Source organism: Pseudomonas sp. FW306-02-D09B (genome assembly GCF_058782685.1).
Genome location: NZ_JBYSXY010000006.1, coordinates 112,563 through 126,294, shown reverse-complemented (window position 1 = coordinate 126,294; position 13,732 = coordinate 112,563). Strand labels below are relative to the sequence as shown.

The window sequence follows — 13,732 nt, the reverse complement described above, 5'->3', positions numbered from 1 at the left end:
CTCAGCGCCTCCCCTAAACCAGTGTTGAATCGATCAATGCCAACGGATGATCGCCCTGCGTCGCCTTGACCTCGGTAATCCCCAGGTAGTTGCGCAGTTGATCGGCTGCCACGGTCATCGGTCCCGGTGCTGGCCCGACTCCGGGTGCGGGTTGCGGGTAAGCCGTGCCGCGTGCGGTGTGGAAGGTGATGTTGCCCTCGACTTTCTGGATGACCTGATGGATGTGGCCATTGAGGACCGTCACCGAACCGTATTTGCGCAGCATGGCGATGGCCTGATCGCCGTCTTCGGTGCCCCAGCCCCATGGCTGGTAGATCGTCCACAATGGAATGTGGGTAAACACCACAACCGGTGTGCTGGTGCTCACCGCCTTTAAATCATCCTGCAGCCAGGCCAGTTGCTCGGCACCGAGCGTCGCCTCGTGGCCCGCCTGGAAGTTGAAGACGTTGACCAGCGCAATGAAGTGCACGCCATGGTCGTTGAAGCTGTACCAGCCATTGCCTTTGGTACCTTTGCCATAGCGCTCGAGATAGAGCTTGCCGCCGCCCTCATCGAGGGTGTCGTGCTCACCCGGTATGTAGTGCACGGTTGAAGGCAGGCCTTTGAGCACAGACGCGGCAGTATCGAATTCCTCCGGTTTGGAGAGGTGGGTGATGTCGCCTGTGTGGAGGATCAGCGAAGGCCGTTTCGGCAGCGCGATAACTTTGTCGATGGCGACCTGCAAGGTCTTCAGCGGTTCGGGATTGGCTTCCTTGTTGAAGCCGATGTGCGAGTCGCTGATTTGTACGAAGTGGAAGGTGCTGTCCAGCGCTTTCGGGTCCTTTACCTGGCCATCTTCGCCCAGGGCGAACGCTCGCGGAATCCCACCGCTCAATGCCCAGATGACACCGGCACCCGCCCACGCCGAGCACTTGAGCAGGTGTCTGCGGTCGGGGTCCAGGGGGCCGTCTGTACGTTTTTCATGTGATGCCGGACGAATGTTCATGGGAACGCCCTCGTAGCGGTCTACATTGATGAACTGACAGGATGTACAACCGCGCCGGTCGGGGTTTTATTCCCGGGAAAAAATATTTTTCATTCCGGGAATAAAACGTAGCGAATCCGGGTTATAGGGGGCAAAGGCTGGGGCACTATGAAGCGATTTGAGGAGCTGCTTGCACCGCATATGGATGCCGCTTACAACCTCGCGCGCTGGCTCACCGGCAGTGACAGCGCGGCACATGATGTGGTGCAGGAAAGTGCACTCAAGGCGTTCAGATTTCTGCATCGCTTTGCCGATGGCAATGCCAAGGCCTGGTTCCTGACGATCGTCCGCAACGAGAGTTACAACTGGCTAAAGGGCTCGGCCAGCCATCGTTGGGTCGCCATCGGCGATGAAATCTCGCAAGACAACTTTGCCCTGAGCCACAGCCAGACACCGGAGCTGCTCGCCATGCAGGCCGAAGACGCTGCACGGGTTCAACAGGCACTGCGCGCCCTGCCCCCGGCCTTTCGCGAAATGATCGTCCTCAAGGAATTGGAGGACATGCCTTACAAGGACATCGCGAAGGTGGTCGACATACCTCTGGGAACCGTCATGTCGAGACTGGCCCGGGCTCGCGCCATGCTCAAGCTGGAACTACTGAAGTTGCAAGGCCATGAATGAGATCAACTGCACGGTCTGCCACGAATTGATTCATGGCTACCTGGACCATGAACTGGACGCCACGACCACCGCGAACGTTGCCGGGCATCTGTCGCAGTGTGCCGACTGCCAACGTGTGCATGACGAAATGCAACGGCTGATCACCAGCGTCAAGGCCTATGCGCCGTATTACGCGGCGCCCGATGCGCTGATTCAACAGGTCTTCGTCAATCTCCCGTCACCGACCTCTCCCTGGCAAGCGTTGAGAGATGCCACGCGAAAGTGGCTGGCACCGGCTTTTTCCGCGATCGCACTGGCCATGGCCCTGGTGTTGTATGTGGCCACGCCTTCGCCTGAGCAACCCTGGCTGGACGAAGCGGTGTCCAGCCATGTGCGCTCGCTGATGGCCCAGCACTTGAACGATGTCGTGTCGTCCGACCGGCACACGGTCAAGCCCTGGTTTACCGGCAAGCTGGATTTTTCGCCACCGGTGTTCGACTTCTCGACACAGGGTTTTCCTTTACTCGGCGGGCGCCTGGATTACCTGCAACACCAGACGACCGCTGCACTGTCTTACGGACGGGCGAAGCACATCATCAACGTGTTCATGGTGCCGACGACAGAAACCGATCAGCCCCGGAAAAACCAGTTCATCCGCGGTTACAACGTGGTCGCGTGGCAACACAATCACATGCGTTTTATCGTGATATCCGATCTGGAAAAAACCGAACTGGAAGCCTTCAGCCAGTTGCTTGAACAGGGTGCTTTTTAACGAGAGGTGTGATTTGAAGGTTGTCGGTGCGATGAGGCGAGCATGAAATGTTGTTTATCGCGCCTGGAGGAAGGTGTTCGCCCAGTGTTATGGCCTGGCAATCCATGCACCGGTAAAGAGCCCCGACACTGAGCGAACGGGGGGATTTTAATGCAACGCAAACGTTCTGTCCGCTCACAAATTCTGAATAAATCTGGACACAATGTTCCCGCTAATTGGTTTGTAACGAAAAAAATCGAACCAATCCGACCACACTTGTTTCCCTGAGCAGGAGCGCATGGATACCGGGCGGCGCTCTGGATCAGTACCCGGTCATTTCCAGATACCCGTTGCCGGCATGGCTGCCGCGCACCTGCACCGGCCCCTCCCAGTAGGGAATGCGCAAATCCATCCAGGCCCCGGGGTTCAGCGCGCTGCTGGTGATGTCCAGGCCTTTGCCCGGGACCTTGATCGACCAGCGCGTCGGCAAACGCCGCCCGGCCACCTCGGAAGACGCCAACGGCGTGAGGCTGATCTCGTCTCGCGAGAGTTGCACAACGCTGCCGTCCGGGTTGATCCAGGTGCCAGTCAGGTATGCCACTCCTTCCTTTTGCCGCATCCGATACAGCATCAACTGCGCGCCACCGTCCAGGTGCAGGGAAAACCAGTCCCAACCGGTCTGGTTCGCCGTCAGCGGCTGGCTGCTCCACTCACGGTCGAGCCACGCCCGGCCACTGACCTGATAGGTCGTGCCGTCGATTTCCAGGCTGCCGCTGGCCTGGAAGAACGGCTGGCTGTAGTAGTACGACGCCTGGCCCTGCTCGGATTTTTGACTGAAGCCCTGCTCGCCATGCAGCACCAACGGCCGATTTGAGGTGAGTCGCAGCCGATAGTTGAAGCCCTTGCCGCTGGCCTGCATGTGCATCTCGGCCAAGGGGTTCGCGGTGTCGGCTTGAGTGCTCAGGCGCCAGTCATCGATCCACGCCGTAAACGGCACGTTCTGAACCCCGGCCTGACCGACGCCACCGCGGGCGTAACGCTCGGCGGCGTGGTGAACGGTCGCCGAGGTCACTGCCGCATGACCGAGCCAGACGATCTGGCTGGCCCAGCCGGGTTGCTCGGGCCCGGCCTTCAGGGCATTGCGAAACAGCGTCCACTGCACGCCGAACTCCCGGCCCTGCGAGTCCTTGAGGTTGGCGGTGATGTACCACCACTCGACGCGGTAACCGTCATGCGCACCGTGATCGGCCGGGAAGCTGAATACCCGGCCCGGCGTCACTTGCTGGAACGCCGCCGCTTCACTGCCCAGCCCGGCGAAACTTTCGTTGTGCGTCGATGAGTCATCGCAACCCGTCAATGCCAGCAACAACACGCCAACGACCCAGTTAATCCTCATGGGCAAAGCTCCTCAGCAGGTCCGCCGGCTGCGTGCGATAGAGCTTGAACAATGGCCAGGCCGAGGCCAGTAACGTCGCCAACATCGCCAGCCCCATCAATTCCACGAGTTGCAACGGGAACACCCGCAACGGCAGGCGCCAGCCAAACGCCTGAACGTTGATCACCGTGTCCAGGCACCAGGCCAGCGCCAGTCCCAAGGGTAACGCCACCACCAGCGTGAGCAGGGCCAGTAACCAGGTCTGCCCGAGGTTGAGCAGCATCAATTGTCGGCGCGTCACGCCCAGCGCCCACAACGGTGCCAGTTGCCCGAGACGGCTCTGACTCTGGGTCAGCAAGCTGATGAACAGCGCCACACCAGCCACGCCGAGGGTCAGGCTGTTGAGCGCCGCCGTCGCCGCGAAGGTCCGTTCGAACACCTGCGTCGACCAGCCCTTGAGTCGGGCCTGATCAACGATACGGCTGTCATCCAGGGCAAAGCGCGATTGCAGCGCCGTCAGTAGCGCGGGGATTTGCGCCGGATCGATACGCAGGTTGAAGCGACTCGGCGTCAGTTGCGGCCAGTAATGCAGCAGGTGTTCAGCGTTGACCAGCAAGTGCCCCTTGGGGTTTCCGTAGTCGGCATAGATCCCGATCAATTGCGGTGACCACGCGCCTTGAGGTGTGGGAATGCTTAGACGGTCACCGAGCCGCAGCTTGAGTCGACGGGCCAGTTGTTCGCTGAGCATCACCGTGTCACGCGCCACCAACTGATCCCAGGGGCGCTCACCCAGCGCTTCAAGCAACGGCCAATGCTCGCGATAGGTCGGATGGTCGATCACCCCGTAAAGGTCCGCCGGCCAGCCCTGTAACGACACTGCAACCTGCCAGCTCGGCAACACCGCGTTGATTTTTTGTTCCGGCAGCCACTGTTGCAGTTCGGTGGCCTGTGCCGGGTTCTGCGGGTTGACGTAAAGCTCGGCAGTCAGCCGTTGCTCCAGCCAGTCACTGAACGTCTGACGAAAACCGGCGGTCATGCTGCCGGCACCGATGTTGGCCGCCAGCGCCAACAGCAGCGCCATCAAGGCCAGGCTCAGGGCCGGCAACTGCTGACGGCAATCGGCGAGAAACCATTGCCCCAGCACCGACCGGCTGCGCCGCACGAGCCGATTCAATACAGCGTCGAGCAGCACCGGCAAACTCAATGCGGCACCGATCAACAACGCAGCCATCAACACAAAACCGCTGGCCAGGCTGTCACCCCACAGCAACGCAATCAGGCCGATCACCGCAGCGACTGCCGCCACCCAACCCTGACGCCGCAACCAGCGCGCGTGAGCCTGATGCCAGGCTTGCGGATTGGCCAACGCCAGCAGCGGCAATTGCGCCGCCCGCAGCAAACTGTTCGCCCCGGCCAGCAGTGCGCCGAGCAGGCTGACACCGAGCCCGCTGAACCACCACAGCGGGCTGAGGCTCAACTGCCCCGCCACTTCGGCGCCATACAAACCACGCAAGCTGGCGGCAACGTCCGGCAACAGCAGGCTGGCCAACAGATAACCGCTGACCACTCCGGCCATCCCGCCGAGCAGTGCCAGCCCACCCAATTCAAGGCTCAGGCAGAAGATCAGCGTCCGCACGCTGACCCCACAGGCGCGCAGGGTTCTGAACAACCCGCGACGTTGCTCCAGCGCCAGACCAATAGCCGCGTGGACGATGAACAAGCCGACCACGAACGACAGAAACCCCAGCGCGTCGAGGTTCAGGTGGAAGCTTTCGGTAAGCCGCGCCAGATTGTTCTCCTCGCCGCTGCGCTTGAGTTGCAACTGCTCCGTCAATTCGCTGGGTAGCTGAGGCTCGGTGGCGGCGAAATCCCTGGGCAACAACAGTCGCGACAGCTGTGCCGGCAAACCCAGCACCTGCTGGGCAACTCCGATGTCCACCAGCAATACGCCGGGGGCCATGTCGACCTGACTGTGCAACGGCGGCAAGGTCTGCCCGTTCAGGCTTTGCGGTTGAGCTCCCTCACGCAGATCGAGCGCCTGTAAGGTTGACGGGGCAATCCAGGTACGGCCCGGCGGGCCGACAAAATCGACCATCTGCGCCATGTCGAGGTGTTGTCCGGCCAGCGCCGAACCGCTGGGCAACGACAACGGTTCGATACCCATCAACTGCAAGCGCAGGTCTTCATGCCCCTTGAGTTGCAGTCGCGCCTGCAACACCGGTGACACCGGCCAACCGGCCCGGCGCAGGTTGACGAACAACGCCTGAGAGAAGGTCGCGCCATTCGGCGCACTGAGGCTGGCCTGGGGTTCACCGCCAATCAGTTGACTGGCGCGGGCGTAACTTTCTCGCGCCTGACTGTTCAGCGCCTGTACCCCGGTCAGCAGGCCGGTGGCCAGCCAGAGCCCGGTCAGCACACTGAAAAACTGCACCGGGTGCTGACGCCAATGGCTGAGCAGCGCTCGCAAGGTTTCACGCAAAACGTCCATATCAGCGTTGGCCTGTGTCGACCAGGCGTCCACCGTGCAGCAGCACTTTTTCTGCCAGCCGTGCGGCGACCCGTGGGCTGTGAGTGACCATCAACAAACTGCTGGGGCTGTCATCGAGCAGCTCCAGCAGCAAGTCGAGCACCTCATCGCTGGTGTGTTCATCGAGACTGCCGGTCGGCTCATCGGCCAACAGCAGACGCGGACGCGACGCCAGCGCCCGACCGAGAGCAACCCGTTGCTGCTGGCCACCGGATAACTGCTCCGGATAACGTTGGAGTAAATCCCCCAGCCCCAGCCGCGCCACCAGGTGCGCTTGCCAACGCAGGTCATGACGTCCGGCGAGGCGTGCCTGGAATGCCAGATTGTCCTCGACCCGCAGGCTGCCAATCAGGTTGTACTGCTGGAACACCAGGCCGATTTCAGTGCGCCGCCAATTTGCCAGTTGCCCTTCGTTCATCTGTTCGAGGCGCTGATCGCCCATGCGGATGCTGCCGCGATCAACCTTGTCGAGCCCGGCAATCAAGTGCAGCAAGGTGCTCTTGCCACTGCCGGATTCGCCCATCAGCGCCAGACTGCTGCCTTGCGTCAGTTGCAAGTCGACACCTTGCAATACCGCCAATGGGCCCTGGGGTGTGGCGTAGCTTTTGAACACGCCTTGGACCTGAAGCATGGGAACGCTCGTTCGACAGGAAGTCAGGCCAAGGATAGCGGACAGGCATGCACGCCCTGCATGGTTTTTGTTGGTTAACGATTGTCGAGGCGTCTGGCGTGCAATCTGAGCTCAAAACTAGTCTAGCCATAATGATAAGAAGATCGGTGAATTGCTCAGCAGCCTCGCCAGCTTAAGCCCCCAGTGCAGTATCGTTTAATAACTGTCAGATCGTATCAAGAACCCATTTCTGCACGGCCGCAGTATCATTGATATCCCCATCAAAGATAAAGCTCGGGTCATAACTTTGGTTATTTCCTCGCGCTCGGTCTCTCCATACCTTTAACGGTAACCAGAACTGGGCACCACTCGGCAGTGATTGAGAGCCTATATCAATATACAGCGTGTCGGCACTCGTTGGTAATCCCAGATGGACAGTCCCCGGAATAGCAAGAACAATGTCCGCAAAGTCTAGACAGGCGCTAGCGCAAAATGAGTCCGTCACCAGCGCAAGCTTACCTTTGAAGCCTTGGGCATTAAACCCTTTCAACTTCCCTTGATCTATTGACGAAGAACTCGGCTGCCGCAACCAATCTTTTTTCTCACGAAGCGCGAGCCCCATCGACTCAGTTAAACCAGAAACAAACTTATAGGCTTCACTGTTTTTTCCATAATCACCCTCCATGGACTTTAGAACATGACTGAGCGTTGACAATGCAAAAGGAGAAACACGCCACATCGCATACGCGCGAGATTGCTCACCCACACCACTCACAACTTTTGAACCTAACAGAGCGGAAAGTATTTCAACACCCACTAAACTGTTACCACCGCGATTACCACGTGCATCAAGCACAACCAGCGTGGCATCATTGATACTTTTGATGCCGCTTAGCATTTTATCGAGGGAGGCATTTTCAGCTGCTGAAGGTGTGAAATTTGATACGTGTATCCAGTAGCGCCCGTCTCCCAGGCCTTTTAGAGTCTGTGGCGGTTGAGGCTGCGACAGTAAAGGATCCAGCTCCCCGCGCTCTTGCCGCCATAACAAAGTAAAGTGCTGTTGATCTCCATTTGGGAGAGTAACCAGGCAGTTGTTTGGCAAGACTCTGCCCAGCACGGGATAATTGACATCATCCACCGTCAACTGCGTAGCCAAATGCAACCATGTCGACTGCAATTTAAGTCTACGATCAATATAGGGCGACAGGTCACTTTCCAGTATCTCGCGGACTGACTTATTATCACACGCCACCACCTCGGACCCGACGGGAGGTAAAGGCACGGGCCAGTCTTTAGAGACATTCTTTACAATAAAGCTCTGCCCCTTCATCCCCAAAACAAAACCTGCCCAAGAAGACTTCTCCTGTTTTGATTGACTCAGCCCTACGTGACCATCCTGAAAACCAGCAATGTAAAAATTGAGAACGGCTAAAGAATCTTTCTTCGACTTGACCTGCGCCGACAGTTGCCGAGCTTCTAAATACCCCTGTTCAACCCAGCTCGCAAAAGCCTTATTGTTACTGTCTAAAGCGCCTGGATGAGCACTGACTATCAGTTGATGCATAGCAGAAAGGTCATTATTTGTTAACTCCTTCCATTTTTTTGCATCAGCTTCTTCAGCTAGAGCGAAAGAGGGTACAAAAAAAATAGAGCACAGCATTAACCGTACGGTTCTGGAAACACACACACTGACAGCAAGACTCATCTTGAAACACCACAAAAAGATAGTTAATGATAGTGTTTCTGTTCACATTTTTCACTACAGCCCACGCCGGTCTGGTCGAACTGGGCGAATTCGTCGATGTCCTTGCGCTCAAGGTCGGTCATCAGGTTTTGCAGGTTGCTGCCCGTGCGTTGGGCGTCGATGTAGGCCGTATATTGCCAGATCGACGGCAGGCTCGAATTGATACGCGTGTATTCCGTGCGCGCACCGCCATAGCGCAAGGTCACGTTGGTGTCGGCGCTGCAGTTGGCGACGGAAGCGACATAGCCGTAGTTGAAAATGTCGAGGCCCGGGTTCCTTCAGGTATCTGGTCATGAGTCCTCTCTCGCTCCTGATCGGTATGGCGAGTTAGTGACTGGCCATTTTTGGGCACTAGCAGCACGCACTTAAAGCGCAAGAAATGCCATCTAACGTGCAAAAGCGTCAAAAAACAGATGACTCAAAAATGACACAGCTACATCTTGTAACCCTTGTAACTCAAGCCTTACGACCGTTTATCGCTTTCTTTACAGCGTCTGTAATGCCTCAACCACAGGCAGAGTCGCAGTCTGACGGCACTTGATGGCAGATCGCCTAACGCCTGACCATTTTTCAACAGAGGATCATGTCAGTTTGCTGACATGGTTTGTCCACGCTGGGCTATACCCCGACATAGCAGAAAGCTTCTTTCAGGGAGGATCTCCTGGATGGGTGTCGTGCCAGTGAGAGTCGATTGGACGTCCAGGCCGAAGTGAGTCCAGGGCTGGAGATTATGTGATCGCGGATTGCCGTCGTGGCAAGACGGTTGTGGAGAGCCTGCGAAGCGCCTATTGCTGCAGATAAGCGCTTACACGTTTTTATGAGATTGGCTGTGTCACGGCTGGCGGCTCATATTCCGCATTGACCTCCAAGGGGGTGAATTCGATGAAGATGTATTTGAGCAAAGTTGGCAAAGACGCTTGGGGCGCGCTCCTTGCAGTCTGTTCTGTTGGCTTGGCGGCCTGCTCCTCGCCGGCTGAGAAGGCCAGTAGGTATTACGAGAAGGGTCTGGCGCTGATGGTTCAGGGCGACGTGCTCAAGGCTCTGGCACCAGGAGAGCTGTCAATGTGGTGCGAATCATCGAAGCTGCGATGCACCGCACCGCAGATGGATCATTCAACGCTGACAAGTTAATTAATAATTATATCTTCATTGCCTTTTTATTACTTAATAGATAAGCGTTTTGGATTCTCAATTTAATGAGGTCTAATGATGATATTCGAACCCAGCAGTAGCCGCTCCATACTCCAGCGACGAAGCAGTACCAGTAACGCTATTCAGGCCGGTCTCGATTTTGTTGCGGTGATCGGTGTCGCATGGTATTTGATCGATTATCATATCGGCGTTATAACGCAAGCGTATGTCATCATGCTCCTGTTGCTGCTTGGGGCGTTGGCTGTCGTGTACGACCATTATGCTATTTACCGAAGCAATGTTGGATTTACCGTCAAAGCATTTAAGCTTTTGAAGGCGTGGCTTGCCGCTTTTGGTTTTCTCGTTGTCATGGCCTTTCTGACCAAACAAAGTGAACAGTACTCGCGCTTATTGGTTGCGCAGTTATTTATTGTTGGATATTTCGCTCAGTTGCTTTTGCACCTGGCGACACTCGAAGTGCAGAAGAAACTCTTGACCCACCCGAATCATTTGGAAACCGCTCTTATTATTGGCTCGGGGGAGCTGGCCAGCTTCCTTCACCAGAAAATAAGCAATAATCCCTGGCTGGGTGAACGAGTGGTCGGTTGTGTGTTGATTGGATCGCGCGATGTTCGAGGGAAGGAGGGCTCAGAAAGCACGCAACGTTTGTCGATACTGGGTAATATCTCCGACCTTGATAAGTTAATCGTGCGACATTCCATTCGTACCGTATATTTCGTTACACCTCTGGATGGCTCGGAGGTCATTAAGGATGTTTACTTAAAGCTGCTTGATAAGCACATTGCTATTAATTGGGTGCCTGACATTTTTTCACTGCGCTTGATCAATCACAGCGTTCGTGAAATTGCCGGTATTCCCGTGCTGACTTTGTCTGAAACTCCACTGATGGGGATGCGTCTGTTTCTGAAGAATGTTGAGGACAAAGTCTTGGCTTTTCTCATCTTGCTTCTGGCGGCTCCATTGCTGGTGGCTATAGCGATTGCCATCAAGGTCGATAGCCCTGGACCGGTGTTCTTTCGACAGGAGCGCATGGGGTGGAGTGGAGTTTTTCGTATCTGGAAGTTCAGAAGCATGGTCGTCCATCAGCCGGAAGACGGCATCGTCAAGCAGGCAGAAAAGAATGATCCGCGCATGACCAGGGTTGGAGCCTTTATTCGGCGAACTAGCCTGGATGAGTTGCCACAGTTGTTCAACGTTTTGATGGGGGAAATGTCCCTGGTGGGGCCTCGCCCGCATGCTATTCAGCATGATGCGCAGTACTCGCCTGGCATCGCAGACTACTTTGCGCGTCACAATATCAAGCCAGGCATCACAGGCCTGGCTCAGGTGCGTGGCTTTCGCGGTGAAACGAGAGATATAGAGCAGATGATTCAGCGTGTTGAGTCTGACATTGAGTACATCAACAACTGGTCGCTCTGGCTCGATTTCGTCATTCTTCTGCGAACGCTGTTTGCCTTCACCGGCAAGCGAGCCTATTAGCCAGTCTGAAGGCAAGTTAAAAAGAGTGCCGAAAATGAAAGCGTATTTAGCGGTGCAGATCCGAAAACTCATATCTCCCTCAATACGATTTGAGCTAAGAAAAACTACAGCCTGGCTGCGAGACATACTTGGGCGAGCCTGTTTCTGGCGCTGGGAAATTGTCAGATTCAAGCTGCGCAAAGACAGTCCTTACGACATCCTCTATGTGGGAAGAAGAGCACAGCGGGAGATGGCCAAGGTTCTCATGGGGGTGGAGTCTCCTGTGGCCGACAGCAAATCGGAATCGGATAAATCAAACCGTACGGTGCTGGTCAGTGAAATACCAACCTTGGGCGCGTTGTATGTGCCTCACTTTCTGAGTGCTATCGTGCCGCTGGGTCGTTCCATCGACGATATCACGGCGGGATACGATAGTAAGTTACGTCGAAACATACGCAAGAACCAATCGCGCTACCGAATGAAGCAGGCACTGACGGACGAGGAAATTGAAAGAGCCGACAGGGAAATGCTTCAACCCTATGCCATCGCAAGGCATGGCACTGCCGCCTCGCAAATTGCCCCACATGAAGTATTAAGGATAGCAAAGACTTTCGGCCGGCTCGATCTAATACTGTTGGAAGACGAAATTGTTGCATGCCAACTTGCGTGCGTAATTACTCGGGCCGGAAAGCGCTACTGGAGCATGATACGTGCTGGCTATCCTGAGGCGGTTTTTTCAGATGCCAAAAGGCTGAATGAAGTCAACTCAATCACTACATTTATGGAGCTTGAGTGGGCAATAAACAATGGCTTTGACTATTATGACATCGGTACTTGCCTGGCCCGTCCAGACGACGGGCTTCTCGAATGGAAAAGAAGACGTGGCGGTGATATTGATACGCTGGGCAACCACGCTTATATGTTTGTCCGACTACCCAAGGTGGGTGCAGCCCAACTCCTTTGGCATACACCGTTATTTGCTGTCGAGGGGAAAAAACTGACACTTCATCTTGGCTTGCCGGACGGGCAAAACGATGAGGAAGTGGTGACTCGCTATATCAACATGGGGTTTGGCGGGCTATACAAAATTTATCTCTACTGCACCAAGAGTCCAAGCGAACTTCTTCTCGACAGGTTGCGCAGTCGTTATGCTCATTTGAAGTCCCCGCCCATTGTGGAGAGGGTTCTATCTACCTGAGCAGCTTTCTGATGTTAAAAAAATGCAGTTTCGGCGCTTGCACCATTTACTGTTTTTTGTAAGGCAGATTAGAGTGAAGATGATATGTCGGAATTACGCGTGCTAACGAGCAGCCACCGGACAACATGGAACCTTGCTGCATACCGGCATATTGTAAGAGCGCGGGTTATGCGAAAGCCGGCGGAAACCCCGCAAAGTGCAGCGGTGAAAACCTGGACTATTGCGCCTGGCGAAACATCAATTTCTCCACCGGCTTTTTTCCTGCCCAATCAACTCGAACGTGTGACAGGATGGGAAGAAGAACGCTTTTTTCCTTACGAACACCCCCGTCGTACAATGGAAGGAATAGGCAGCGTTGATCATGGTCCAACACAGGGCTACCTGCTTAAAGATGTCTGGCTGATAGATGGAACACTCTACAAGGGCAACGCAAAATCCTGCTTATCTCCCAGATCTGGTTGGCTTCCAAAAATCTCCGTGGAAACCGAGATGGAGCGCGGGGCGATTTACTGTACAGCAGGTGGAAACAAATGGTTTGGCTCCTGGCTGATGGAAGACTGTGTCACTTACCCATTAGCATGCGACGAAGGAGTTCCGGTGACGACCGCGCCATCCACCAGGTCTCCTCTATTTCCCCAGACTCCCGAATATGAGGACTGGCTTGGCATAACACCGGTTCGTTTGCGCAATGCGTTTTTTCGTGAGCTCGTGATATTCGATGATCTAAGTCAAAATCGAAATAGGCATTTACGTTTTCGCGCGATGGGTGAAAAATTACTGTCGCACGTAAGGTACAGCTCTCACCCCGGAGTTTTCATTCTGCGAGGCGGCAACGGTGAATTGCGGCTGTTACACAATGAAATGGAGCTCGCTGAACGTCTGCATAACCGCAGAGGTTTTCGCATTATCGACCCTTCGAAAACCGATGTTCCAACCATCGTAGCGACCTGCGCTGGAGCAAAAACCGTGGTGGGGGTCGAGGGGAGTCATCTCGTACATGGTGTCAATGTACTTCAGCCTGGCGGCTCATTGCTGGCTCTGCAGCCCCCGAATCGTTTCATCTGTTATTACAAGTATCTAACGGATCGCGATCACCAGAATTTTGGCTTTGTGGTGGGAACGCCAGAGGGCGATGGCTTTAGAATCGACCCCGATGAGGTTGAGCGCACTCTAGACCTATTCCCTTCATGAAGACTTGATCTGAACCACGCTCCTCGTTCCAAGGTCGAGCCCCCCATTCCGAGTGATCAAACGCCAATAGCCTTGCCCTTGATCAGGTCAAAACGTTCACTG

11 protein-coding genes and 1 pseudogene are annotated in these 13,732 nt (G+C 55.5%); 6 read left to right on the top strand and 6 right to left on the bottom strand.

Going from position 1 to position 13,732, the window contains the following annotated elements; translation table 11 throughout:
• Positions 1-13: 13 nt before the first annotated feature.
• Entirely contained in the window at positions 14-985 is a 972-nt protein-coding gene (locus tag AC3WK5_RS12525) for a metallophosphoesterase family protein (protein ID WP_054596721.1), read from the bottom strand.
• A 147-nt stretch (positions 986-1,132) separates the two neighbouring features.
• On the opposite strand from AC3WK5_RS12525, the gene AC3WK5_RS12520 reads away from it, so the two are divergent.
• A complete protein-coding gene (locus AC3WK5_RS12520; RefSeq protein ID WP_103315170.1) occupies positions 1,133-1,645 on the top strand; it encodes a sigma-70 family RNA polymerase sigma factor in 513 nt (170 codons plus the stop codon).
• The gene (locus tag AC3WK5_RS12515; RefSeq protein WP_103315169.1) at positions 1,638-2,396 is read left to right on the top strand and encodes an anti-sigma factor family protein; all 759 of its coding nucleotides are present in this window, start codon (positions 1,638-1,640) and stop codon (positions 2,394-2,396) included. The genes AC3WK5_RS12520 and AC3WK5_RS12515 overlap by 8 nt, the downstream gene beginning before the upstream one ends.
• A 301-nt stretch (positions 2,397-2,697) precedes the next feature.
• Here the strand turns inward: AC3WK5_RS12515 and AC3WK5_RS12510 are convergent, their stop codons facing one another.
• The 5 genes and pseudogenes from AC3WK5_RS12510 to AC3WK5_RS12490 form a co-directional block, all read right to left on the bottom strand.
• Positions 2,698-3,771: a lipocalin-like domain-containing protein gene (locus tag AC3WK5_RS12510; protein WP_103315168.1), complete on the bottom strand. Its 1,074-nt coding sequence runs from the start codon at positions 3,769-3,771 to the stop codon at positions 2,698-2,700.
• Entirely contained in the window at positions 3,761-6,238 is a 2,478-nt protein-coding gene (locus AC3WK5_RS12505; protein ID WP_103315167.1) for an ABC transporter permease, read from the bottom strand. The genes AC3WK5_RS12510 and AC3WK5_RS12505 overlap by 11 nt, the downstream gene beginning before the upstream one ends.
• A gap of 1 nt (position 6,239) precedes the next feature.
• Complete coding sequence (locus AC3WK5_RS12500) at positions 6,240-6,908, bottom strand: ABC transporter ATP-binding protein (RefSeq protein ID WP_054596716.1); 669 nt, start codon at positions 6,906-6,908, stop codon at positions 6,240-6,242.
• 205 nt (positions 6,909-7,113) lie between these two features.
• A complete protein-coding gene (locus tag AC3WK5_RS12495; RefSeq protein WP_103315166.1) occupies positions 7,114-8,592 on the bottom strand; it encodes a S41 family peptidase in 1,479 nt (492 codons plus the stop codon).
• Between the two features lie 62 nt (positions 8,593-8,654).
• Positions 8,655-8,903: pseudogene (locus AC3WK5_RS12490) on the bottom strand (sulfatase-like hydrolase/transferase); the annotation flags it as partial.
• 610 nt (positions 8,904-9,513) lie between these two features.
• Between AC3WK5_RS12490 and AC3WK5_RS12485 the strand changes: the two are divergent.
• The 4 genes from AC3WK5_RS12485 to AC3WK5_RS12470 all read left to right on the top strand — a co-directional run bounded on the left by AC3WK5_RS12485 (position 9,514) and on the right by AC3WK5_RS12470 (position 13,630).
• A complete protein-coding gene (locus AC3WK5_RS12485) occupies positions 9,514-9,762 on the top strand; it encodes a hypothetical protein (protein ID WP_103315165.1) in 249 nt (82 codons plus the stop codon).
• Between the two features lie 78 nt (positions 9,763-9,840).
• Complete coding sequence (locus AC3WK5_RS12480; RefSeq protein ID WP_103315298.1) at positions 9,841-11,262, top strand: undecaprenyl-phosphate glucose phosphotransferase; 1,422 nt, start codon at positions 9,841-9,843, stop codon at positions 11,260-11,262.
• Between the two features lie 34 nt (positions 11,263-11,296).
• Positions 11,297-12,439 carry a GNAT family N-acetyltransferase gene (locus tag AC3WK5_RS12475; protein WP_103315164.1) on the top strand — a complete coding sequence of 381 codons (1,143 nt, stop codon included), beginning with the start codon at positions 11,297-11,299 and terminating at the stop codon, positions 12,437-12,439.
• Positions 12,440-12,523: 84 nt separating this feature from the next.
• Positions 12,524-13,630, top strand: coding sequence for a glycosyltransferase 61 family protein (locus tag AC3WK5_RS12470; protein WP_103315163.1), 1,107 nt, complete (start codon positions 12,524-12,526; stop codon positions 13,628-13,630).
• The last annotated feature ends 102 nt before the right edge of the window (positions 13,631-13,732 follow it).

Bases quoted from the DNA above. Each gene is read 5' to 3' on its own strand.
- AC3WK5_RS12525 (WP_054596721.1), bottom strand. From the start codon at position 985: ATGAACATTCGTCCGGCATCACATGAAAAACGTACAGACGGCCCCCTG.
- AC3WK5_RS12520 (WP_103315170.1), top strand. From the start codon at position 1,133: ATGAAGCGATTTGAGGAGCTGCTTGCACCGCATATGGATGCCGCTTAC.
- AC3WK5_RS12515 (WP_103315169.1), top strand. From the start codon at position 1,638: ATGAATGAGATCAACTGCACGGTCTGCCACGAATTGATTCATGGCTAC.
- AC3WK5_RS12510 (WP_103315168.1), bottom strand. From the start codon at position 3,771: ATGAGGATTAACTGGGTCGTTGGCGTGTTGTTGCTGGCATTGACGGGT.
- AC3WK5_RS12505 (WP_103315167.1), bottom strand. From the start codon at position 6,238: ATGGACGTTTTGCGTGAAACCTTGCGAGCGCTGCTCAGCCATTGGCGT.
- AC3WK5_RS12500 (WP_054596716.1), bottom strand. From the start codon at position 6,908: ATGCTTCAGGTCCAAGGCGTGTTCAAAAGCTACGCCACACCCCAGGGC.
- AC3WK5_RS12495 (WP_103315166.1), bottom strand. From the start codon at position 8,592: ATGAGTCTTGCTGTCAGTGTGTGTGTTTCCAGAACCGTACGGTTAATG.
- AC3WK5_RS12485 (WP_103315165.1), top strand. From the start codon at position 9,514: ATGAAGATGTATTTGAGCAAAGTTGGCAAAGACGCTTGGGGCGCGCTC.
- AC3WK5_RS12480 (WP_103315298.1), top strand. From the start codon at position 9,841: ATGATATTCGAACCCAGCAGTAGCCGCTCCATACTCCAGCGACGAAGC.
- AC3WK5_RS12475 (WP_103315164.1), top strand. From the start codon at position 11,297: ATGAAAGCGTATTTAGCGGTGCAGATCCGAAAACTCATATCTCCCTCA.
- AC3WK5_RS12470 (WP_103315163.1), top strand. From the start codon at position 12,524: ATGTCGGAATTACGCGTGCTAACGAGCAGCCACCGGACAACATGGAAC.